At 63.0% G+C, this 20230-nt stretch carries 18 protein-coding genes; 10 read left to right on the plus strand and 8 right to left on the minus strand.

The window, feature by feature from the left end:
- The first annotated feature begins 4 nt into the window (after positions 1-4).
- The gene (locus tag AC5E6W_RS04450) at positions 5-2077 is read left to right on the plus strand and encodes a capsule assembly Wzi family protein (RefSeq protein ID WP_491751058.1); all 2073 of its coding nucleotides are present in this window, start codon (positions 5-7) and stop codon (positions 2075-2077) included.
- A gap of 108 nt (positions 2078-2185) precedes the next feature.
- On the opposite strand, the gene AC5E6W_RS04455 is transcribed toward AC5E6W_RS04450, so the two are convergent.
- On the minus strand, positions 2186-3133 hold the full coding sequence (locus AC5E6W_RS04455; protein ID WP_491751059.1) for a UDP-glucuronic acid decarboxylase family protein: 948 nt from the start codon (positions 3131-3133) through the stop codon (positions 2186-2188).
- A gap of 47 nt (positions 3134-3180) precedes the next feature.
- Complete coding sequence (locus tag AC5E6W_RS04460) at positions 3181-4590, minus strand: UDP-glucose dehydrogenase family protein (protein ID WP_491751060.1); 1410 nt, start codon at positions 4588-4590, stop codon at positions 3181-3183.
- A gap of 148 nt (positions 4591-4738) precedes the next feature.
- Here AC5E6W_RS04460 and AC5E6W_RS04465 point away from each other — a divergent pair, with 148 nt between their 5' ends.
- The 6 genes from AC5E6W_RS04465 (at position 4739) to AC5E6W_RS04490 (ending at position 12201) form a co-directional block, all read left to right on the plus strand.
- The gene (locus tag AC5E6W_RS04465) at positions 4739-7027 is read left to right on the plus strand and encodes a GumC family protein (RefSeq protein ID WP_491751061.1); all 2289 of its coding nucleotides are present in this window, start codon (positions 4739-4741) and stop codon (positions 7025-7027) included.
- Entirely contained in the window at positions 7027-8055 is a 1029-nt protein-coding gene (locus tag AC5E6W_RS04470; RefSeq protein ID WP_491751062.1) for a polysaccharide biosynthesis/export family protein, read from the plus strand. The genes AC5E6W_RS04465 and AC5E6W_RS04470 overlap by 1 nt, the downstream gene beginning before the upstream one ends.
- A gap of 23 nt (positions 8056-8078) precedes the next feature.
- A complete protein-coding gene (locus AC5E6W_RS04475; RefSeq protein WP_491751063.1) occupies positions 8079-9299 on the plus strand; it encodes a glycosyltransferase family 4 protein in 1221 nt (406 codons plus the stop codon).
- A 237-nt stretch (positions 9300-9536) separates the two neighbouring features.
- Positions 9537-10721 (plus strand): glycosyltransferase, encoded by a 1185-nt coding sequence (locus AC5E6W_RS04480; protein ID WP_491751064.1) that lies wholly within the window; start codon positions 9537-9539, stop codon positions 10719-10721.
- Complete coding sequence (locus AC5E6W_RS04485) at positions 10721-11371, plus strand: LbetaH domain-containing protein (RefSeq protein WP_491751065.1); 651 nt, start codon at positions 10721-10723, stop codon at positions 11369-11371. Before AC5E6W_RS04480 ends, AC5E6W_RS04485 begins: the two co-directional genes overlap by 1 nt.
- Entirely contained in the window at positions 11368-12201 is an 834-nt protein-coding gene (locus AC5E6W_RS04490; RefSeq protein ID WP_491751066.1) for a glycosyltransferase family 2 protein, read from the plus strand. The genes AC5E6W_RS04485 and AC5E6W_RS04490 overlap by 4 nt, the downstream gene beginning before the upstream one ends.
- A 234-nt stretch (positions 12202-12435) precedes the next feature.
- Here the strand turns inward: AC5E6W_RS04490 and AC5E6W_RS04495 are convergent, their stop codons facing one another.
- Entirely contained in the window at positions 12436-12816 is a 381-nt protein-coding gene (locus AC5E6W_RS04495) for a response regulator (RefSeq protein WP_491751067.1), read from the minus strand.
- A gap of 140 nt (positions 12817-12956) precedes the next feature.
- On the opposite strand from AC5E6W_RS04495, the gene AC5E6W_RS04500 reads away from it, so the two are divergent.
- Positions 12957-13802 carry a tyrosine-protein phosphatase gene (locus AC5E6W_RS04500; RefSeq protein WP_491751068.1) on the plus strand — a complete coding sequence of 282 codons (846 nt, stop codon included), beginning with the start codon at positions 12957-12959 and terminating at the stop codon, positions 13800-13802.
- Between the two features lie 196 nt (positions 13803-13998).
- On the opposite strand, the gene AC5E6W_RS04505 is transcribed toward AC5E6W_RS04500, so the two are convergent.
- The 5 genes from AC5E6W_RS04505 to AC5E6W_RS04525 form a co-directional block, all read right to left on the minus strand.
- Positions 13999-14688: a DUF4386 domain-containing protein gene (locus AC5E6W_RS04505; RefSeq protein ID WP_491751069.1), complete on the minus strand. Its 690-nt coding sequence runs from the start codon at positions 14686-14688 to the stop codon at positions 13999-14001.
- 200 nt (positions 14689-14888) lie between these two features.
- Positions 14889-15683 (minus strand): TIGR03435 family protein, encoded by a 795-nt coding sequence (locus AC5E6W_RS04510; protein ID WP_491751070.1) that lies wholly within the window; start codon positions 15681-15683, stop codon positions 14889-14891.
- Between the two features lie 77 nt (positions 15684-15760).
- On the minus strand, positions 15761-16147 hold the full coding sequence (locus tag AC5E6W_RS04515) for a hypothetical protein (RefSeq protein WP_491751071.1): 387 nt from the start codon (positions 16145-16147) through the stop codon (positions 15761-15763).
- Between the two features lie 109 nt (positions 16148-16256).
- The gene (locus AC5E6W_RS04520) at positions 16257-17012 is read right to left on the minus strand and encodes an SDR family NAD(P)-dependent oxidoreductase (protein WP_491751072.1); all 756 of its coding nucleotides are present in this window, start codon (positions 17010-17012) and stop codon (positions 16257-16259) included.
- Positions 17009-17605: a hypothetical protein gene (locus tag AC5E6W_RS04525; RefSeq protein ID WP_491751073.1), complete on the minus strand. Its 597-nt coding sequence runs from the start codon at positions 17603-17605 to the stop codon at positions 17009-17011. The genes AC5E6W_RS04520 and AC5E6W_RS04525 overlap by 4 nt, the downstream gene beginning before the upstream one ends.
- 405 nt (positions 17606-18010) lie before the next feature.
- On the opposite strand from AC5E6W_RS04525, the gene AC5E6W_RS04530 reads away from it, so the two are divergent.
- Both AC5E6W_RS04530 and groL read left to right on the plus strand, forming a co-directional pair.
- Positions 18011-18310 carry a co-chaperone GroES gene (locus tag AC5E6W_RS04530; protein ID WP_491751074.1) on the plus strand — a complete coding sequence of 100 codons (300 nt, stop codon included), beginning with the start codon at positions 18011-18013 and terminating at the stop codon, positions 18308-18310.
- A 138-nt stretch (positions 18311-18448) separates the two neighbouring features.
- On the plus strand, positions 18449-20119 hold the full coding sequence (gene groL, locus AC5E6W_RS04535) for a chaperonin GroEL (protein WP_491751075.1): 1671 nt from the start codon (positions 18449-18451) through the stop codon (positions 20117-20119).
- Positions 20120-20230: the final 111 nt, after the last annotated feature.

A 20230-nucleotide genomic window follows, 5' to 3' on the forward strand; every position in this document is an offset into this window, starting at 1 on the left:
TCGAATGTCACCCCGGTACACTAAGGGGCATATGCCCCCGTCGCGGCTTCGTTTCAGTCTGAAGGCAGTTTGCCTGCTGTCAACGCTCACCCTCCCCTCGCAGGCGTTCTCCCAGAGCCAGACCCAGCCGCAGCCGCAGACCCCCATTCCGATTCCGGGTCAGCAGCTGCCGTCGATGCCGGCCGCCACTCCAGCCCCCGCCAGCAGCATGCCCTCCATGCCGGCCGCGACGCCCGCGGCCGAGCCCACGTATCCTCCGCCCGCCCCACAGCCCGTGGTGATTCCGCAGCCAGCACCGCCGGCCCCTGCACCAACCACGCCAGCACCGATCCCCTCTGGCCCTCCCGTCCAGACGGTGCCCGAACAACCCGCGCCCGAGCCCCCGCAGCAGGACGCCGACGGCAAGCCCAAAGTCTTTGCCGCCATGCCTCCCTACGACCCCTTCGCCGCCGCCATCAAGGACGCGCTCGGCTCCACCTACATTCCCGTCGACAGCCCCATCTACCCCATGGCCATGCGCCTCTACTCCATGGGCTACCTCGACTCCGCCTTCATCGGCATGCGCCCCTGGACCCGCCGCAGCCTGCTCCACATGATCGAGAAGACCGAGGACGACGTCCTCTCCAGCGGCAACGACGAGGCCATCGAGATCCTCGCCAAGCTGCAGGACACTCTCCTCGACGAGCCCCGCGACTCCCAGGACCGCGGCGCAGTCTACGGCTTCGACAGCTACTACACCCGCATGATGGGCATCGCCGGCCCGGTGCTGCGCGACAGCTTCCACCTCGGCCAGTCGCGCTATAACGACTACGGTCGCCCCTACGCCACCGGCTTCAACAACGTCACCGGCTTCTCCAGCGTCAACGAGTGGTGGCGCTTCTCGCTTTACGTGCGCGGCGAGTTCCAGCACGCTCCCGGCTACTCCGGCTATTCCTTCCCGCTCGCCCAGCAGCTCTCCACCAACGACGAGATCCCCTTCAGCGGCTTCAACGTCCCCCAGGCCACCATCCCCTACGGCAACACCGGCGTGCAGAATCCCTTCCGCCTGCAGGAAGCCGCACTCTCCTTCCACTTCGCTGGACACGAAATCTCGGCCGGCAAGACCGACGCCTGGCTCGGGCCAGGCATGGGCGGAGCCATGGCCTGGAGCAACAACGCGGAGAACATCTATAGCTTCCGCATCAACCGCGTCGAGCCGCTAACCATCCCTTGGGTCTCCAAGCTCATCGGCCCCATCCGCTACGACTTCTTCGTCGGCTCGCTCAAAGGCCACACCGACCCCAACGATCCCTGGGTCCACTCGGAGATGATCTCCTTCCGCCCCACCAAGGACTTCGAGATCGGTTTCCAGCGCTCCGTCATTTGGGGAGGCAAGGGTCACGAACCCGTCACCTTCCACACCTTCCTGCGCAGCTTCTTCTCCACCTCCGACACCACCGGCAGCGAGAAGTACTCACGCCAGGATCCCGGCGCGCGCTTCACCGCCTTCAATTTCTCCTGGCGTCTGCCCTTCCTCAGCCACTACCTCACGCTCTACACCGACTCCGAGACCCACGACGACGTCTTCCCCATCAGCGCGCCGCGCCGCGCTGCCTATCGTCCCGGCATCTACCTCTCGCAGTTTCCCGGTCTGCCTAAGCTTGACTTCCGCGTCGAAGCTACCAGCACCGACGGCGCCACGCTCGCCAGCCTCAACGGCTCCCACCAGTACTGGGAGGTCATTCAACTCCAGGGCTACACCAACAAGGGCTACATCCTCGGCGACTGGATCGGCCGCGAAGCCAAAGGCGGCCAGGCCTGGCTCACCTATCACCTCTCCGGCAACGAGTGGATCCAGCTGGAGTACCTGAACAAGAAAACCCCCAAGGACTTCATCCCCGGCGGCACCACCCAGAACCAGTTCACCGTCGACGTGGTCAAGCGCCTCCGCCCCGAACTCGAGCTCAACGCCTGGTACACCTACGAACGCTGGAAGGCCCCCATCTGGAAATCCGGCCCCCAGTCCGACTCCATCATCGCCGCCCAGTTCACCTGGTATCCAAGGATGAAGACCACCGGAACCCTCAACGGCAAGTGAAGTGAGGCAGTGAATAGTGAATAGTAAGACAGAATGCGAGAGCGGAGCCCCAGGGCTCCGCTCTCGTGTTACTTCACTATTCACTACTCACTATTCACTACCGTCTGCTCACTGCTCTTCCGCCACACACTCCTTGAAATACTCCAGCGACAGCGCCAACCCCTCCGCCAGACTCACCTTCGGCTCCCAGCCCAGCAGCTGGCGCGCACGCGTAATGTCCGGCTGGCGCTGCTTGGGATCATCCTGCGGCAACGGCTGGAACAGGATCTCGCATGAAGATCCGATCAGCGACTGAATCTCCTTCGCGCACTCCAGGATCGTCCACTCCGTCGGGTTCCCGATATTCACCGGCCCATGCTTGGCGGACTTCGACAGCTTCACAATCCCGTCGATCAGGTCCGACACATAGCAGAAGCTCCGCGTCTGCGAGCCATCGCCATACACCGTCAACGACTCGCCCCGCAGCGCCTGCATCATCAGGTTGCTGATCACGCGGCCATCGTTCGGCTGCAGCCGCGGTCCATACGTGTTGAAGATCCGCACCAGGTGCGTATTCACGCCGTGGTAGCGGAAGTACGCCGTCACCAGCGCCTCGGAAAACCGCTTGGCCTCGTCATACACCGACCGCGGCCCCACCGGGTTCACGTTTCCCCAGTACGTCTCCACCTGTGGATGAACTTCCGGATCGCCGTAGCACTCCGACGTCGACGCATGCAGGTAACCCGCTCCGTACTTGCGTGCGACCTCCAGCGAGTTCTTCGTGCCCGTCGAGCCTACGTCCAGCGTCTCGACCCCCAGCCGCATGTAATCCACCGGGCTCGCCGGCGACGCGAAGTTGAACACGTAGTCCACGCGCCCAAAATCAAACGGCTCGCAGATATCGTGCTCTTCGAAGTCGAAGCGCGCCTCATGCTCCAGGTGAGCGATGTTCGCAAGCCGCCCGGTAGAGAGATTATCGACGCCAAGGACCGTGTTTCCCTCGGCGAGCAACAGGTCGACCAGGTGCGAGCCTAGAAAACCCGCCGCCCCGGTTACAAGAATGTTCTGCGATGCCATTCGTTTCGTTGGTTTCTTCCCGGCCGTCAAGGCCCATCCGGCCTGGTTCAGGCTCCGACCACTGCCGTCTCGCGTATCGGCGTAACCGTCGCGCGACCGACGCTCAGGTACGTGAACCCGGCTTCCGCCATCTGCGCCGGATCGAACAGGTTGCGGCCATCGATCATGATCGGATAGCGCAACAGGCTGTGCAACTGCTCCAGATCGATCTCTGCGAACTCACGCCAGTCGGTCAGCACCAGCACCGCGTCCGCATCCCGCACAGCATCATCCACGGACTCCGCATAGCGCATCTGCACCGAGGGTGGAAGCACCGCCTGCGAGCGCTTCATCGCTGCCGGGTCGTACGCCACGACCACGCACCCCTCGCCCAGCAGCATCTCCACCAGGTCGATCGCCGGGCTCTCGCGGATGTCATCCGTATCTCCCTTGAACGCCAGCCCGAGCACTGCGAGCCGCTTGCCGCGCAGCGTCCAGAGCGCGCTCCGCACCTTCGCGAGGAAGCGCTTCTTCTGGTTCACATTGATCTTCTCCACCTCCGCCAGGAGGTTGAAGTCCACGCCCATCTGGTCCGCCACCGACCGGAACGCCGCCACATCCTTCGGGAAGCATGAGCCGCCGTAACCAATACCCGGCCGCAGAAACTTCGGCCCGATGCGCGAATCCAGACCCATGCCCCGAGCCACCTGCTCCACGTTCGCATCCGCCGCTTCGCACAGGTTCGAGACCGCGTTGATGAAACTGATCTTCATCGCCAGGAACGCATTCGACGCGTGCTTGATGATCTCCGCGCTCTTCGTCGAGGTATTCAGCAACGGAGGAAGATTCTCCCGCGAACAGCAGCCTGGAATCACCGTCGCGCTGTCATAGTAGCTGCCGTCGGTCAGCGGCTCATAGATCCTGTTCAGCAGCTTCGCAGCCCGCTCGGAGTCCGCTCCCACCACGATGCGGTCCGGGTGAAGGAAGTCCTCGACGGCCGTGCCCTCGCGCAGGAACTCCGGGTTCGACACAACGTCGAACGCATCGCGGCGAACGCCATTGCGCTCGATCACCCGCCGGATCCACTCGTTCGTATAGACCGGAACCGTGCTCTTCTCGACGATCACCTTGTAGCTGTCGATATGCCGCGCAATCTCGCTCGCTACCGCCTCGACGTACGACAGGTCAGCATCGCCTGTCTCCGATTGCGGTGTTCCGACCGCAATGAAGATTGCCTGGCAAACGCGTGTGGCCTCGGCAAGGTCGGTCGTAAAACGCACCCGCTGGTTGCGATAGCGATCCAGCAACTCCGGCAGGTGATTCTCATGGATCAGCGTGTCGCCCCCCTGCAGGGCGGCGACCTTGCGTTCGTCGTTATCGACGCAAATTACCTCATGCCCCATCTCCGCAAAACAGATAGCAGCTACAAGTCCCACATATCCCGAGCCCACGACGGCTATCCGGATCGGCTCTTTCATGTCGATGCTCCCCTTAGAGCGTGTCCTGCGGTGGCAGGGATGGATTTCTATGGCCATTATCACAGACGCTGTGCCGATTTGCTCTGGTCAACTTCTCAAGCGATGTCGTTGCAGCGTTTGCCAGCCCGGATCGCGTACACTGAACGCAATGATTCCGGTCCGCGCTCAGACTTTCCAGGCGAGTGAGCCCGATGTCGTCATGCCACAGGCTATGCAGGATCAAGCTTCAGGCGATACGACCCTATCGGACGCTTGGCTTACCCTCCGTAAACGCAAGTATTGGATCCTCGCGGCAGCCATCCTGGGCATCGCCGTGGCGCTCTATCAGAGCGCCACGCAGCCGCGTCTCTTCGAGGCCTACGGCAACATCGAGATCCGCAGTGGGGCATCCAACGCATACAAGATTGGCCCATCGACCAGCGGCGCCGGATTCGAGAGCTCTTCGGCGCGCCTCCCGACCCAGGCCGCCATCCTCAAGAGTGACACCCTGTTGCTCACGGTGGCCCGCGATCTCGATCTCGCCAATAACAAGTGGTTCCTCGGCACCCAGAAGTCCAAGCAGGTCCAGCCCCACCGCAACCTCGAAGACCCCGTCGTCCGCCAGATGGTGCTCAACATCCTGAGGGGCGATGTCAACGTCACCGTCGTCCCCAAGACCGACCTGATCCACATCACCTGCCAGACCTTCAGCGCCGACCTCTCGGCCGACATCGTCAACAAGCTCATCCGCGAATTCATCTTCCGCAGCCTGGAATCCAGCGCCGAAGCCCAGAAGCGCGTCTCGGACTTCCTCTCGACTCAGCTCGGCGACCTCAAACAGGAAGTCGAGACCTCGCAGGAACAGATGATCGATCTGCAAAAGCGGATCGGCATCCTTGGTTTCGATCCCGCCCACAACGAGATCACCACAAACCTCGAAGACCTCAACAAGGCCGTCGGCGAGGCGCAGATCTCCCGCATCATGGCTGAGGTTCGCTACCACACTCTCTCCGGCATGGATCCCGGCCAGGTCGACGATTCCGTTGACCCCATCAAGAGCGGGGAAACCACCTCCTCGCAGCTTGCCACGCTGCGCACGCAGATGGAAACCGCCAAGGCCGATCTCGCCAGGCTCAGCGTCGCTATGGGGGACAAGAACCCCCAGATCCGCGCCCTCCGCGCCCAGATCGACACCCTCTCCCAGGAGATCCGCAGCGAAGAGGACCGCGTCCTCTCCCAGGCCAAGCAGAACTACATCGCTTCGCGCACCAATGAGCAGCAGACCCGCGGCGCTCTCGAGGCGGAGAAGTCCAGCGCCTTCCAGCTCCGCGATCAGATGGTGCAGTACACCCTCCGGCAGCGCGAATATGAGACCAATCGTCAGCTCTACGATGGCCTGCTGGAGCGCCTCCGCACCGCCGCCGTAGAAGCCGGTCTCGAGTCCACTGAGATCGAGATCGTCGACAACGCCGTCGCGCCCATCTATCCCTCGCTCAAGCCCCGCTCCACTATCATCTCCATCGACCTCGTCGTCGCACTCATCCTCGGCGTCATCGTGGCCTTCGTCCTCGACAGCCTCGATACGGGCCTCCGCGATGTGATGGAGATCGAGCGGATCACCGGCTTGCCATCACTCGCCGTCATTCCCAAGACCCGCCGCACCTCCGCCGAGCAGAACGCCACCGGTCTGGTCGCGCGCAATATCGGCGTCCTCGCCGCGCCCAAGTCGCAGTTCGCGGAATCCTTCCGGGGCCTGCGAACTTCGCTGCTGCTGGCCAAGGCGGGCAAGGAACCCAAGGTCGTCCTGGTCACCAGCTCCACACCCTCGGAAGGCAAGACGACCGTCTCCACCAATCTTGCCGCCGTGCTGGCGCAGCGCGAGTTCAGGACCCTCCTGATCGACGCCGATCTTCGCCGCCCCACCGTGCATCATCGCTTCGGCCTCAACGGCAAGCTCGGTCTCAGCTCGGTCCTCACCGGCAGCGTCACGCTGGAACAGGCCCTGCAGCACGTCCCCGAGCTGCCGAACCTCGACGTTCTCGTCAGTGGGCCTGTGCCTCCATTCCCCACCGAGATGCTCGGCTCCGAGGTCATGCGCAACCTCATCGAGCAGTGCCGCGGCATCTACACCCACATCGTTATCGACTCACCGCCGCTGCTCTCCGTCACAGACAGCATCGTGCTCGCGCCCGACGTCGACACGGTGGTACTGGTCGTCCGGCACGGCAAGAGCGGCAAACAGGCAGTACGTCGTGCCCGCGATCTCCTCATCCGCGCCGGGGCTCCGCTGGCCGGCATCGCGCTAAACGCCGTCGACCTCAATTCTCCGGAGTACTACTCCTACTACGGCTACTACGGTTACTCAGGCTACGGCTCGCAGGGCGTGGAGCACGACGGCTGGGAGTCCAAGGCCGGCAAGCGCCGCTCCAAACGCGGTGACGAAGGAGGTGGACAATAATGCGCACGCCATCCAGCAGCCCAGCGATGCGCCCCGGCAGCTCCGTCGCCCGCATCGCACGCCTCACCCTCTGCACCGCGGTCCTCGTTCTCACCGCCGGCCGCTCGCACGCCCAGTTCAATGGGCCGGCCTCAAGCACCGTCGGCCCCGAGGTCAACCGCCCCGCTCTGATCACCACCGACCCCGCCCTGCTCTATCCCGCCGAGCACGATCAGGTGCTCAACTCCGGCGACGACGTCCAGGTTCACATCTTCAATCAGCCCGAGTACGCCCCCATCGGTCGCATCGGAACCGACGGCAGCCTCCTGCTTCCGCTCATCGGAGAGATCAAGCTCGCCGGCCTCACCGTCTCCGAGGCCGAGCTGCGCATCGCTCACGCTCTCGATCAGGCCGGCATGTACCGTGACCCTGCGGTCACGCTCGTCGTCACTGCGGGACCAAATGCAGCCGCCACCATGATCGGCGAGATGCACGGCAACGTGCCCATCGTCGGTTCCCGCCGTCTGCTCGATGTGCTATCCAGTGCTGGCGGCCTTCCCGTCACCGCCAGCCACGTCATCACCATCAATCGGCCCGGCGTGCCGGAGCCCATCGTCATCGACCTCGGCAGCGATCCCCTGCACAGCGCGCTTGCCAACATCCCCATCTTCTCCGGCGACACCATCGTGGTCTCACGCATCGGCGTGGTCTACATGTTGGGCCAGTTCAAAGCCCCAGGCGTCATCAATCTAACCCCCTATTCCCCGTTGACCCTCATGCAGGCCACCGCGCTAAGCGGGGGAATCATCTTCGACGCCAAGCCGAAGGACGTTCGCATCATCCGCACCATCGGCGACAAGCGCACCGTCGTCAAGCTGGACATCGATGCAGCATTCAACGGCAAAGCGCCCGACCCGATCCTGCAACCCAACGACATCGTCTTCGTGCCGCAGAGCGGTCTCAAGGTCGCCATCGAGCAGGGCGGGCTCGGTGCTCTCCTCGGTGCCGTCAGCCTGGCCATCACAAGCATTGCCATCATTCGGCAGTAGCCCGAAACGCATCGAACCACTCGATGACTCAAACAGCGCAGAAGGACAGGGTCCGGCTGGCGTACCTCGTCAGCCACCCTATTCAATACCAGGCGCCGCTGCTGCGCCGCATCGCTCGCGAGCCGGACATCGACCTCACCGTCCTGTTCGGCTCCGACTTCTCCGTACGCTCCTACAAAGACGAAGGCTTCGGCGTCGAGGTCAAGTGGGACATCCCCTTGCTCGAAGGCTATCGCCACGAGTTCCTCCCCAGCCTCCGCGACAGCGGAACCGTCTCCTCCACCAACCCCATCAGCGCCGGCATCTACCGCCGCCTCCGCGGCAGCGGTGTCACCCCTGCATTCGACGCCCTCTGGGTTCACGGCTACGCCAGCATCAACGCGCTGCACGGTATCCTCGCCGCCAATGCACTGGGCATCCCCGTACTCCTGCGCGCCGAGTCATGGCTCGCCGACCGCCCCCGCAGCTCCTGGAAGCTTGCACTCAAGAAGCTCTTTCTGCGCACTCTCAGCCACGGCATCGCTGCCACGCTGCCTATCGGTACCGTCAATCGTGAGTACTGGCAACACTACTTCGGCGTCGAGTTCCCACAGTTCCTCATGCCCTACGCTGTCGACAACGCCTGGTTCGCCGCCCGCACTGCAGAAAGCGTGCCGCCGCGCGAAGAACTCGGCCTCGACCCCGGCCGGCCCGTCATCCTCTTCGCCTCCAAGCTACAGGAGCGCAAACGCGCCATCGACCTGGTCCAGGCCTACGAAAGCCTCCTGCCGCGCCTCGCTGGTACCGCTCCGTACCTTGTCATCGTCGGCGACGGCGAAGAGCGCAATGCTCTCGCAGCCTACATCCGCGACCACGCCCTGCACGACGTCCGCCTGGCTGGCTTCCGCAACCAGTCCCAGTTACCCGGTTTGTTCGCCATGAGCGACGTCTTCGTCCTTCCCTCGCGCCATGAACCCTGGGGCCTCATCGTCAACGAGGCCATGGCCGCGGGCTGCGCCGTCGTCGTCTCCTCCGACGTCGGCTCCGGCTTCGACCTCGTCACTCCCGGAGTCGAAGGCGACGTCTTCCCTGTCGGAGACATCCCCGCACTCTCCGACGCTCTCTTCGATATCCTCCACGAGCCTGGGAAGGCAGCCCGCATGGGCCATGCCGCCATCCAACGTATTCATGCCTGGAGCTTCGAACAAGACGTGGCCGGATTGCGGGAAGCGCTCGCCTACACCACTCGACGCTTGCATACGTGATCCCGCCGGGCGCATCCCTCAATCCAAAGACCTAATTCCCAAATCCAAAGACAGTTCTTGTCGCGACAAGAACAAGGGCAGCACGGACCGCCTCCGCTGCTATGCTGGCCGCCAGACAAATCGGCCATTACAGCCGTGTTCGAGTTCGCAGTCTTGTGCATCCAACTCCACTGCAGCGGTCCTTCTTAGAGCTGTACGCTGCAAGACCGCTCGCGGTCTTTGGACAGGAACGGAAACATGCCACGCATTCTTCATCTCATCGGCACGGTGAACCCGGCCGCAGGCGGTCCTACCGAGGTGATTCGAATGCTCGTCAAGCATGCTCCCCCGGGCTATCACTCCGAGGTCGCCACGATCGACGATCCCTTCGCCGTCTTCCTCCACGAACTGCCCTTCCCCGTGCACGCCCTCGGCTCCGCAAACAAGCAGTGGCACGCACCCTCCTTGCGCGACTGGCTCATCGTCAACCGTGATCGTTTCGATGGCGTGATCGTCCATGGCCTTTGGGAGTACACAGGCGTGGCCGCACGGATCGCTCTCCGCGGTCGTGTGCCCTACGTGGTCTTCCCTCACGGCATGCTCGACCCCTACTTCCGCCGCGCGCATCCCATCAAACACCTGAAGAAGTTCCTCTATTGGCTCATGGAGGAGTACTGGACCCTCCGTGGAGCGCACCGCGTGCTCTTCACCGCCACCGCCGAGCGCGAGCTCGCAGAACAAACCTTCTTCCCTGCCCATTGGCAGCCCATGGTGACGCCTATCGGCTGCGAGGCTCCTCCACCCTTCAGCGAAGCCCAGCGCGACGCCTTCGCCGCTGCGGTTCCGTCTGCAGCCGGCCATCGCTTCCTCCTCTTCCTCGGCCGCATCGACCCCAAGAAAGGCTGCGACCTCCTGCTCGACGCCTTCACCGCTCCGCAAGGGCCAGCCGCAATCGATCCCCATCTGCACCTCGTCGTTGCTGGCCCCGAGGCCGATGGCTGGGGTGAGTCCCTTCGCCAACGCCTCGCACAAACACCCTTCGCGCATCGCGTACACTGGCCGGGTATGTTGCGCGGTGATGCAAAGTACGGAGCTTTGGCCTCCTGCGAGGCCTTCGTGCTGACCTCTCACCAGGAGAACTTCGGCGTGGCCGTGGCGGAGGCTATGGCCGCCGGTCGGCCGGTGCTGCTCACTCATCCCGTCAACATCGCGCCGGAGATCGCAGCCGCAGGCGCCGGACTCGTCGAAGCCGACACCCCCGAAGGTGTTTCGCGCCTCCTCCGTCACTGGCTCGAGCTCTCCCCGGATCAACGCCACCTCATGGGTGCCCGCGCCCAACAGCTCTTCCAGGACCGCTTCGATATGCCTCGCAACACTCAGGCCATCCTCAGTGTCTTCGCACCGCCGGCCCCGTCAGCCTTAGTCGCGGAGGGCAGTCTCTGATGCAGCGTGCTCCGGATTATCGCGCCCAGGAAGGCCTCAACAACGCAGACGCCTACACCCGGCCATCCTTCTCCTTCGTCAATCGCCTCGTTCGGCTGATCTGGAACATCATCTGGCTCCTCTTGTATCGCCCGTCTCCGCGCACCATGCACCGTTGGCGCGCCTTCCTGCTGCGCTGCTTCGGAGCCACACTCGGTCCCAACTGCCACTTCTATTCCAGCTCCAGGATCTGGGCCCCGTGGAACCTCATCTGTGAGGACCACGTTGCCGCCGGAGACGGCGTCGAGATCTACAACCCCTCGCCCATCCATCTCGACTCCCACGTCATCCTCTCGCAGGGCTGCTATCTCTGCGGCGCCACCCACGACGCCGACGATCCTGCCTTCCCGTTGCTCTCCTACCGCATGCACATCCAGCGCTACGCCTGGATCTGCGCGCGTGCCTCGGTCGCTCCCGGCGTCACCGTAGGTGAAGGCGCAGTCCTCGGCCTCGCCTCCGTTGCCGTCCGCGACCTCGCACCCTGGACGGTTTACAGCGGCCATCCAGCCGTCCCGATCCGCGAGCGCCGCCGCACCATCGACGAGAACGGCAACCCGCTTCCCGTCGACGCCTACGCTGAAGCCGAAGTCTCCGGAGTTCCGGCCGCGTGAGCGACCTCTCCGTCCTCATCCTCACTCGCAACGAAGAGCAGGACCTGCCCGGCTGCCTCGACTCCGTAGCCTGGTCCGACGACATCCACATCCTCGACTCCGAGTCCACTGACCGCACCCGCGACATCGCCACAGCCCGCGGCGCGAAGGTCACCCTCCGTCCCTTCGATAGCTACGCAAAGCAGCGCAACGCCGGCCTCGCGCTGCCCTTCGCTCATCCCTGGGTCATGGTCCTCGACGCCGACGAGCGCGTCACCCCTGAGCTCGCCGTCGAGATGCAGCGCGCTGTCGCCAGCGTTCCCGACAACATCGCCGGCTTCCGCATGCGCCGCCGCGACTTCCTTTGGGGCACATGGCTCAAGCACGCCCAGATGACGCCGTTCTACGTCCGCCTGCTCCGCGTAGGCCGCGCCCGCTACACTCGCGAGGTCAACGAGGTCGTCGAGGTCGAAGGCGACATCGCCAACCTCGCCGCGCCCCTCGACCACCACCCGTTTTCCAAGGGCATCAGCCACTGGGTGGCCAAGCACAACACCTACTCGACGATGGAAGCCCAGCTCCTCGTCGACCGCACCGACAGCAGCTCCGCCTCGTTCCGCCAGGCTTTCTTCGCAAAGAACTTCCACGAACGCCGTGTCGCCCAGAAGGCCATCTTCTACCGCCTGCCCGGCCGCCCGCTCATCAAGTGGATCTACATGATGTTCGTCCGCGGCGCCGTGCTCGATGGCTCCGCCGGCATCACCTACGCCACGCTCGCCGCCATCTACGAATACCTCATCGAGCTCAAGGCCCAAGAACTCCGCCGCCGGAACGCCGGCCTCCCGCTCTAACGATGGTCTTACCCTCGCCAGCGACAGCTTCACCTCGTAGCTGCAGTGGAGGAAGACTCGCAGAGTCATCCTCCACGACCTGAAAACCTCATACCTCTACAAAAGAACCTCTCCGCTGCGCCACAAGCTCACGGGGACCAGCACCAACGCAGCCCCGACGCACAAAAAACGAGATGCAAGTCCCCGGCTTTCGCCCCGGCCTCGCATCTCGCCTCTCGTTTCTCGAATCTTCTCTTATGCCCGCAGCTTCGCCAGCAAATCCGTCGGATGCACCGGCTTCGCCAGGATCTCGAACTCGTGGCCCTGCGTCCGCGCCCGCTCCAGCAGGTCGGCCGTCGCGGCTTGGCCGCTGAACAGCAGGATCTTGCAGTTCGGCAGCTTGGTCCGCGTCTGGATCGCCGCTTCGATGCCGGTCATCCCGGTCATGATCACGTCCGAGATCAGCATGTCCGGCTGAAAGTCGTCGAGAGCCTCGAGCGCCTTCTCGCCGCTGTACACCGCACGGGCCTCAAAGCCCGCCTGGTTGAGGATGATAGCCAAGGTGTTGGCGATGACCTGCTCGTCGTCAGCCACCAGCACACGCGGCTTCGCCTTCTGAGTCGTTGCGTCAGACATGAATAGATTTCCTGTAGTACTTGAAGTCAAACTGGGCCCGAGTCCCGCACTCTTCGCGGGGACGTGATGACGAGCAGCGTTTCCCTCTCATCATACGACGTCCCACCTGCTGAAGATACCGGAGCTCTCTTTGGGCTTCGATGCACACCCGGAACCAAACGCTGTACGGTGTTACGCTTAACTCGATGGTCGACCTGCACCACCACCTGCTCTTCGGGATGGATGACGGAGCCAAGGACCTCGAAGTCTCCGTCGAAATGTCCCGGGTCGCCGTAGCCGACGGCATCACCCACGTCGTCTGCACCCCCCACGCCAGCGGAAAATACGCCTTCCAGCCCGCCCTCATCGCCGAGCGCCTCGCCCTCCTGCGCGAAGCCCTCGCTGCCGAAGGCCTTCCCCTCACCCTGGCCACCGGCTGCGACTTCCACATGAACTACGACAACGTGGAAGACGCCCTCGCGAACCCGCGCAAGTACACCATCAACCATGCCGAGTACATCCTCATCGAGCTCCCCGACATGGCCATCTCCCGCACCCTCGGCGAGACGCTCTACGACCTCCGCCATGCCGGCATGACCCCCATCCTCACCCATCCCGAGCGCAACCCCACCCTCCAGCGCGACCCCGAACGCCTCCGCGACTGGATGCGCGCCGGCCTCCTCTGCCAGGTCACCTGCCAGTCCGTCACCGGCGAAATGGGCAAGGCCGCCGAGAAGATGGCCCACCAGCTCCTCGCCGACCGCTGGGTCCACTTCCTCGCCACCGACGCTCACGACCCCATCCGCCGCGCGCCCCGCATGACCGCCGCCCGCGACTGGGTCGCCCGCAAACACGGCGAAGAGTACGCCGAACAACTCTGCCTCACCAACCCCATGGCCGTCTGGCAAGGCCAACCCCTGCCTCCCCAACCCGAACCCCGCGGCCTCTTCGACGACGAAGACGACGAAACCCGCCCCTGGTGGAAGCGCCTCTTTCGAGCCCATTAGAGCGTCTGGACAGGTTGCAGAGTTTGGACGGGCCCCGTTTTGTCAGGGCGGGACTTCAGTCCCGCCATAAGCGCAATGTCCGCGGCGCGGCTTTAGCCGCTGAGGGAAAGCTCGGAGCTCGATTTGGCCTTTCTAAGGCGGCTCCGCGATCTCCAAGAAGCAAGCAGCTCCTACTGTCTGTTGTCTGCTCTTCCTTCTACTGCCTACTGTCTGTACCCTCTACTGTCTGTGTCTCCGTCCCCTTCGCAATCAGCCATATCCCCAGCGGCACTTCATACAGCAAAATCGGCAGCCACATCCCGTTCACCACCGACCCAGGAATGATCCCCGCGATATGCAGCGGAACACAGCCCAGCTGCGCCCCAATCGTGATCACACCGATCCATGCCAGCCAGCGCGGAATCAATCGCCCTTGAAGGAACAAAGCCGCGAACAAAAATCCTCCCACCACAAAGCAGAACTCGCTGAACACCTCGTCAGGCCGATGCAGCACCTCATTCCCATGCGCGAGATCGCTCAGCTCCAGTGCCGAGCCCGCTGCCATCGCCTTCGCCAGCTGCAGCAGCTCCAGCTTTCCGAGCAACGGCAGAAAACCCAGCAACCCCTCACCAACGCGGAAGACCATCGCCAGCAACGCCACGGTAGGGTTCACCGTTTTCACCAGCTGATACAGCGTCACCGCCAGTACGAGTGCGCAAACCGGCTGCAACAGGTCCATCAACACCGTCACGCGCGCCAATCCCATCGCGTGGGTCAGGCTCAAGAGCCGCTGCGAGATATCGCCCCCGCCCATCGCCTTCCCGAACAATACGCTGCTCGACATCGCAAACGCGATGTAACTGAGATACGCCCATCCCGCTACCTTGGCATCGATACGTTGCGTCACGGCATATCCTCCCTGGATTGCTTCGCTACGGTGCGCTACCTCGAACAACACTCCACATACAGCAGTGAGACTCTCCGCTCAACCAGGCACACACGGCTTATGGTCAACCGGCACGAACGGCAGGTCACGGCTTCAGCCGTGACAATAACGACGCACATACAATCCGGCTTTAGCCGCTGAGGGCACTTTGCCAAACTCCCCTAATTCTCCGAAGGCTTCTGAATCTGATCGATGACCAGCGTCTCGAGGCTCCCCTTCGCCGGCTGCAGCTTCAACCCCAGCTGTTCCTTCAGCACCGTGAACAGCGAAGGTTCCACCGAGTCAGCCGTCTGATCCGGAGCCCATTGAATCTGGAAATCGAATTTACCCGTAAGGTCGGTGTGGTCCTCCACCGGACGCCCCGCCTGCCGCCGCAACGCCGAGGCAACGTCCCCCATCGACATCCTCGATACCTTCATCGACGCTAATGCGCCGGTCCTGCTCACACTCATGTTCGGCTGCGCGTCCCCACTGCTTGGCTTGAGCGCAGGCCCCAGCTTTCCAGGCTTGTTCACCTCCAGCCAGTACACCGCGCCTTCCGCATGCTCACGATGAAACTTGAGCTGAAAGCGCTCCTCCAGCAGCGACAGAATCACCTGCTGAAACTGCTCCGGCGTCGTAATCTCCGCGCGATCCGCCGTGGTCGCACTGATGTCGAACGTCTCGTCGTCCACCCAGCTGGGTGCGCCCGACATCCGGCTGTCATCGGTAAGGAAAGCCACCCGCAACAGCGTCCGCACCGTAGTCACCTTCGCCACGAAACGACCGCCCGGCAATACCCTGCGATCCGACGGCTCGTCCCCTGCAGGCCCATGCAATCGAATCGACGCGATCTCAAACCGCAGCGGCTGCGTAGCAGCTGCGACCTGCCCCTGGGCCCCCAGGCTCCAGGACGCCACACCCAACCCAATCCATAGCGCAAGACGGAGAAACCCAGTCAGCGACGTTGTCAGCATGCCTCTCCTTACGGAGAGCCGCTCACCAAAGTTCCTCCGGTCACACAATCGCCGGAGCAACATCGCAAACACAGTTATTACTGCGGGCTCGATTGACACATGGCACGAGCCTGATCCAGCAGGTCAGGCGAATACTTCTCTGGAATCTTGACGAACTTGACGTGGTCTTTCTGGGCGATCTGCAGCAGCCGGTTCATCTCCTCCTGCGTCTCCGGGACCTCTTTCTCCGCAAACGTGTAATTCAAGCTCTCGACCAGGGTCAGCTTCCCCACCGTCTTTGTGGTGACGGCGACACCATAGAAACGTCCGCTCGTCTTATGACCTTCCGCAAAGATCACGCAGGACGAGCCCCCGGAAAGCATTCCAAACGCTGTGGGAGCCGGACTCGCCGACTTGTTCTGTGAAACAAGAACAGCGGGCGCTGCGAGGACCACGCCAGCAATGAGAAGAACCATTGACCGCATGCAACGCTCCGATGGCAGGCAACGATGCCGCCTGCAAATGAAAAGTAAGCAGATCTTACTACCGCAACTCACGAATCTCTGGCACGTTTACCTGTACTTAATCTGACGGCTACAGTGCCAGCCCGCCATCCACCGCCAGCAGCTGCCCGGTGATGAAATGCGGAGCCGTCGCGAAGAACAACACCGCCGCCGCCACATCCTGCGCTGTTCCATTGCGCTTCATCGGAGTCCTCGCTGCTAGGTGCTCATAGGTCGCATCCACCACGCCCATCGCAATCATCCCCGGAGCCACGCAGTTCACGCTGATCTCCGGAGCCCACGCCTTCGCCATCGTCTGCGACAGCATATGCAGAGCCGCCTTCGACGTGCAGTAGTGCGCATGCGTCGCCCACGGATGCAGCCCGCCCAGCGACCCGATGTTCACGATCCGCCCACTCCCCGCCGCCAGCGCTCCATGCGCCGCCTTGGCCACCAGGAACGGTCCGCGAGTGTTGGTCGCGAACATCGCGTCCCACTGCTCCGCCGTAATCTTCTCCAGTGGAGCTGTCTCGAACGCCCCGGCATTGTTGATCAGGATGTCCAGCCCATGCATCCGCTGCACCGCCTCATCCACCGCCGTGTTGATGCTGGCCTCGTTGGTCACATCGCACTGCAGCGCGAACGCATCCGAGCCCTCGGCAATCAAATCCGAAACCGTCTGGTCCGCCTCAAACTTCGACCCGCGATATGTGATCGCAACCTGCGCCCCGGCCGCGGCCAGCTCCAGCGCAATCGTCCGCCCGATCCGCTTCGCTCCGCCCGTGATCAGCACCCGCTGTCCGGTCAGCGCCTTCGACGCCGCAAGATCCCCAGGTTCGTGACTCAACGGGGGTTTCCGGCAGGGGGTGTGCTCGTGGCGCCGCCTGCGGTCCATAACGTCGGTGAAGAGCTTGCGGGAGGAGGAGGCGTCGCCGCCGGCGGCGCAGCACTGCCCGCCGGCGCCGACTTCGGAATTACCCGCTCCTGCGTCCCCGGCTTCACTTGGGCATTCTTCCCATCATTGTCCTCATACACAGAAACCTGCGCGCGAGGACGCTGCATCTTCACCAGCATCTCCTTGGAGTCGCTGGTCAGGTCGAAATCCGTGGAATACGTCGCAAACCCGCGCGCAATCACCTGCAGCGTCACGTGGCTTCCCACCTCCAGCACGTCGATCGCCGCGCGCCCATCGGGATCCGTCTTGATCTCAAGGTTGCCATCGTCGTGGCCCTCACGCACCGCATGGAAGACCACCGCAACGTTGGGCAGCGGCTTCGAGTTGAAGCCCTTCTCCACCGTAACCACCACGTGGGCAGTCGCCGGAAGCGGCTTGTACTTGCGCCCGTGGCTAGGCTCCTGGGCGGAGGCGGAAAGCATGCCGAAGACGGCCGTAGCGGCGGTGACAAGAGGCAAATAGCGGGAGCGAAACACGGACAGCATGGCAGAGATTGTACCCCGCCAGCTCCGAAATGGCCCATTCCTAGCCTTGCATGCGCCCAGGGAGCCTCTGAAACTCGGTTTTGTCAGGGCGGGACTTCAGTCCCGCAACAAGTGGGCTGATTGCGACTCGGCTTCAGCCGCTGAGGAGATGTTCGGACTTGCTCCGATCTCCTGGAATCCGGTTCGCCGGACAACGCCCGGAAACCTTAGCGTAATTCACTAAGATTTCTCCGTTGGCAGTTGACACGCTCGATTGCCAAGGCCTAGAGTAGCAATCGGCAAGGGAGAGTGCCAGCACCTGGCCCGCCGGCGATCCGGCACAAACCGGAACTCTGCGCTCCCCTCAAAAGTTCAGCCCAAAAGCTGCAAACTCAGCCGCAAAAGTCATAAGGAGACTTACGAAACATGGCTTCCACCACGTTTACGCCGCTTCACGACCGTATCCTCGTCAAGCGCAAGGAAGAGTCCGAGCAGACCACCTCGTTCGGCATCATCATCCCCGATTCGGCCAAGGAAAAGCCGCAGCAGGGTTCGGTGATCTCCGTCGGCAAGGGTAAGTCCAACGACGAAGGCAAGACCTTCCCGCTCGACGTCAAGGCCGGCGACACCATCCTCTTCGGCAAGTACTCGGGCACTGAAATCAAGCTCGATGGCGAAGAGTTCCTCATCATGCGCGAAGAAGAAGTCCTCGGCATCCTCAAGTAACCTCCGCGCCCGGCACATACGGCAGGTCACGGCTTCAGCCGTGACGCCAACCGCCTTCTGGGCCCTGGGCCCTAAACCCTGGCCCCTGATTCAAAACACATCATCCGCGGCCACAGCGCCGCGACGGAGCACAACACAATGGCAAAGCAGATTCTGCACGGAGAGGACTCGCGTCAGGCCATCCTGCGTGGCGTCAACGTCCTGGCGAACGCAGTCAAGGTGACCCTCGGTCCCAAGGGCCGCAACGTCGTCATCGAGAAGAAGTTCGGTTCCCCCACCATCACCAAGGACGGCGTCACCGTCGCCAAGGAAATTGAGCTCTCCGACCCGATCGAAAACGTCGGCGCCCAGCTCGTCAAGGAAGTCGCCTCCAAGACCTCCGACATCGCCGGCGACGGCACCACCACCGCCACCGTCCTGGCCCAGGCCATCTTCCGCGAAGGCGTCAAGACTGTCGCCGCCGGTGCCAACCCCGCCGCCCTCAAGCGCGGCATCGACAAGGCCGTCGAGGCCATCATCGGCAAGCGCGATGAGAATGGCGTCGTCGTTGGCGGCGCTCTCTCCACGTTCTCCAAGCCCGTCACCGGCGACATGATCGCCCAGGTTGGCACCATCTCCGCCAACTCCGACGAGCAGATCGGCTCCATCATCGCCGCCGCGATGAAGAAGGTCGGTAAGGATGGCGTCATCACCGTCGAAGAGTCCCGCACTATGGAGACCCAGCTCGACGTCGTCGAAGGCATGCAGTTCGATCGCGGCTACCTCTCGCCCTACTTCGTCACCGACGCAGAGCGCATGGAAGTGGCTCTCGAAAACCCCTATGTCCTCATCTATGAGAAGAAGATCTCCACGATGAAGGACCTGCTCCCCTTGCTCGAGCAGATCGCCCGCACCGCCAAGCCGCTGCTCATCATCGCAGAGGATGTCGACGGGGAAGCGCTCGCAACCCTCGTCGTCAACAAGCTGCGCGGAACGCTCAACGTCGCTGCCGTGAAGGCTCCTGGCTTCGGCGATCGCCGCAAGGCCATGCTCGAGGACATCGCTGTCCTCACCGGCGGCAAGGCCATCACTGAAGATCTCGGCATCAAGCTCGAGGGAGTAAAGATCGAAGACCTCGGCACTGCCAAGCGCATCACCATCGACAAGGACAACACGACCATCGTCGACGGTGGTGGTGAGGATGCCAAGATCGAAGGCCGCGTGAAGGAGATTCGCGCTCAGGTAGAGAAGACGACCTCCGACTACGACCGCGAGAAGCTGCAGGAGCGCCTGGCCAAACTGGTTGGCGGTGTTGCGGTGATCAAGGTCGGTGCGGCTACCGAGACCGAAATGAAGGAGAAGAAGGCCCGCGTGGAAGATGCGATGCATGCGACGCGCGCGGCTGTGGAAGAAGGCATCGTCCCGGGCGGCGGAGTTGCGCTGATCCGTACGATTCCGGCTGTCGATGCGTTGATCAAGACGCTCGAGGGCGATGAGAAGATCGGAGCGACGATTATCCGTCGTGCGATCGAAGAGCCGCTGCGCATGATCGTCAGCAATGCTGGTGAAGAGGGCTCGGTGGTGATTGGCAAGATCCACGAATCGAAGGACACGAACTTTGGCTATAACGCCGGTTCGGGCGTCTACGAGGACCTGGTGAAGGCCGGTGTCATCGACCCGACCAAGGTGACGCGTACGGCTCTGCAGAATGCAGCGTCGATCAGCGGCCTGCTTCTCACGACCGAGGCGATCATTGCCGAGATCCCCGAGAAGAAGGAAGCAGCCGGCGGTGGCCACAACCACGGCGGCGGCATGGACGGCATGTACTAGGTCCTGCGCGGACGGCGAGTACGGCTTCCCGCAGATGCAACGACAAAGGCCCCGGAGAGATCCGGGGCCTTTCTGTTTGTGGGAGATGATCCAAAGGGTTTTCTCTCTGGC

The sequence above is a fragment of the Bryocella sp. genome (genome assembly GCF_058498515.1).

Bases quoted from the DNA above. Each gene is read 5' to 3' on its own strand.
- AC5E6W_RS04450 (WP_491751058.1), top strand. From the start codon at position 5: ATGTCACCCCGGTACACTAAGGGGCATATGCCCCCGTCGCGGCTTCGT.
- AC5E6W_RS04495 (WP_491751067.1), bottom strand. From the start codon at position 12,816: ATGTCTGACGCAACGACTCAGAAGGCGAAGCCGCGTGTGCTGGTGGCT.
- groL (WP_491751075.1), top strand. From the start codon at position 18,449: ATGGCAAAGCAGATTCTGCACGGAGAGGACTCGCGTCAGGCCATCCTG.
- AC5E6W_RS04485 (WP_491751065.1), top strand. From the start codon at position 10,721: ATGCAGCGTGCTCCGGATTATCGCGCCCAGGAAGGCCTCAACAACGCA.
- AC5E6W_RS04515 (WP_491751071.1), bottom strand. From the start codon at position 16,147: ATGCGGTCAATGGTTCTTCTCATTGCTGGCGTGGTCCTCGCAGCGCCC.
- AC5E6W_RS04480 (WP_491751064.1), top strand. From the start codon at position 9,537: ATGCCACGCATTCTTCATCTCATCGGCACGGTGAACCCGGCCGCAGGC.
- AC5E6W_RS04500 (WP_491751068.1), top strand. From the start codon at position 12,957: ATGCACACCCGGAACCAAACGCTGTACGGTGTTACGCTTAACTCGATG.
- AC5E6W_RS04530 (WP_491751074.1), top strand. From the start codon at position 18,011: ATGGCTTCCACCACGTTTACGCCGCTTCACGACCGTATCCTCGTCAAG.
- AC5E6W_RS04525 (WP_491751073.1), bottom strand. From the start codon at position 17,605: ATGCTGTCCGTGTTTCGCTCCCGCTATTTGCCTCTTGTCACCGCCGCT.
- AC5E6W_RS04455 (WP_491751059.1), bottom strand. From the start codon at position 3,133: ATGGCATCGCAGAACATTCTTGTAACCGGGGCGGCGGGTTTTCTAGGC.
- AC5E6W_RS04470 (WP_491751062.1), top strand. From the start codon at position 7,027: ATGCGCACGCCATCCAGCAGCCCAGCGATGCGCCCCGGCAGCTCCGTC.
- AC5E6W_RS04465 (WP_491751061.1), top strand. From the start codon at position 4,739: ATGATTCCGGTCCGCGCTCAGACTTTCCAGGCGAGTGAGCCCGATGTC.
- AC5E6W_RS04475 (WP_491751063.1), top strand. From the start codon at position 8,079: ATGACTCAAACAGCGCAGAAGGACAGGGTCCGGCTGGCGTACCTCGTC.
- AC5E6W_RS04510 (WP_491751070.1), bottom strand. From the start codon at position 15,683: ATGCTGACAACGTCGCTGACTGGGTTTCTCCGTCTTGCGCTATGGATT.
- AC5E6W_RS04460 (WP_491751060.1), bottom strand. From the start codon at position 4,590: ATGAAAGAGCCGATCCGGATAGCCGTCGTGGGCTCGGGATATGTGGGA.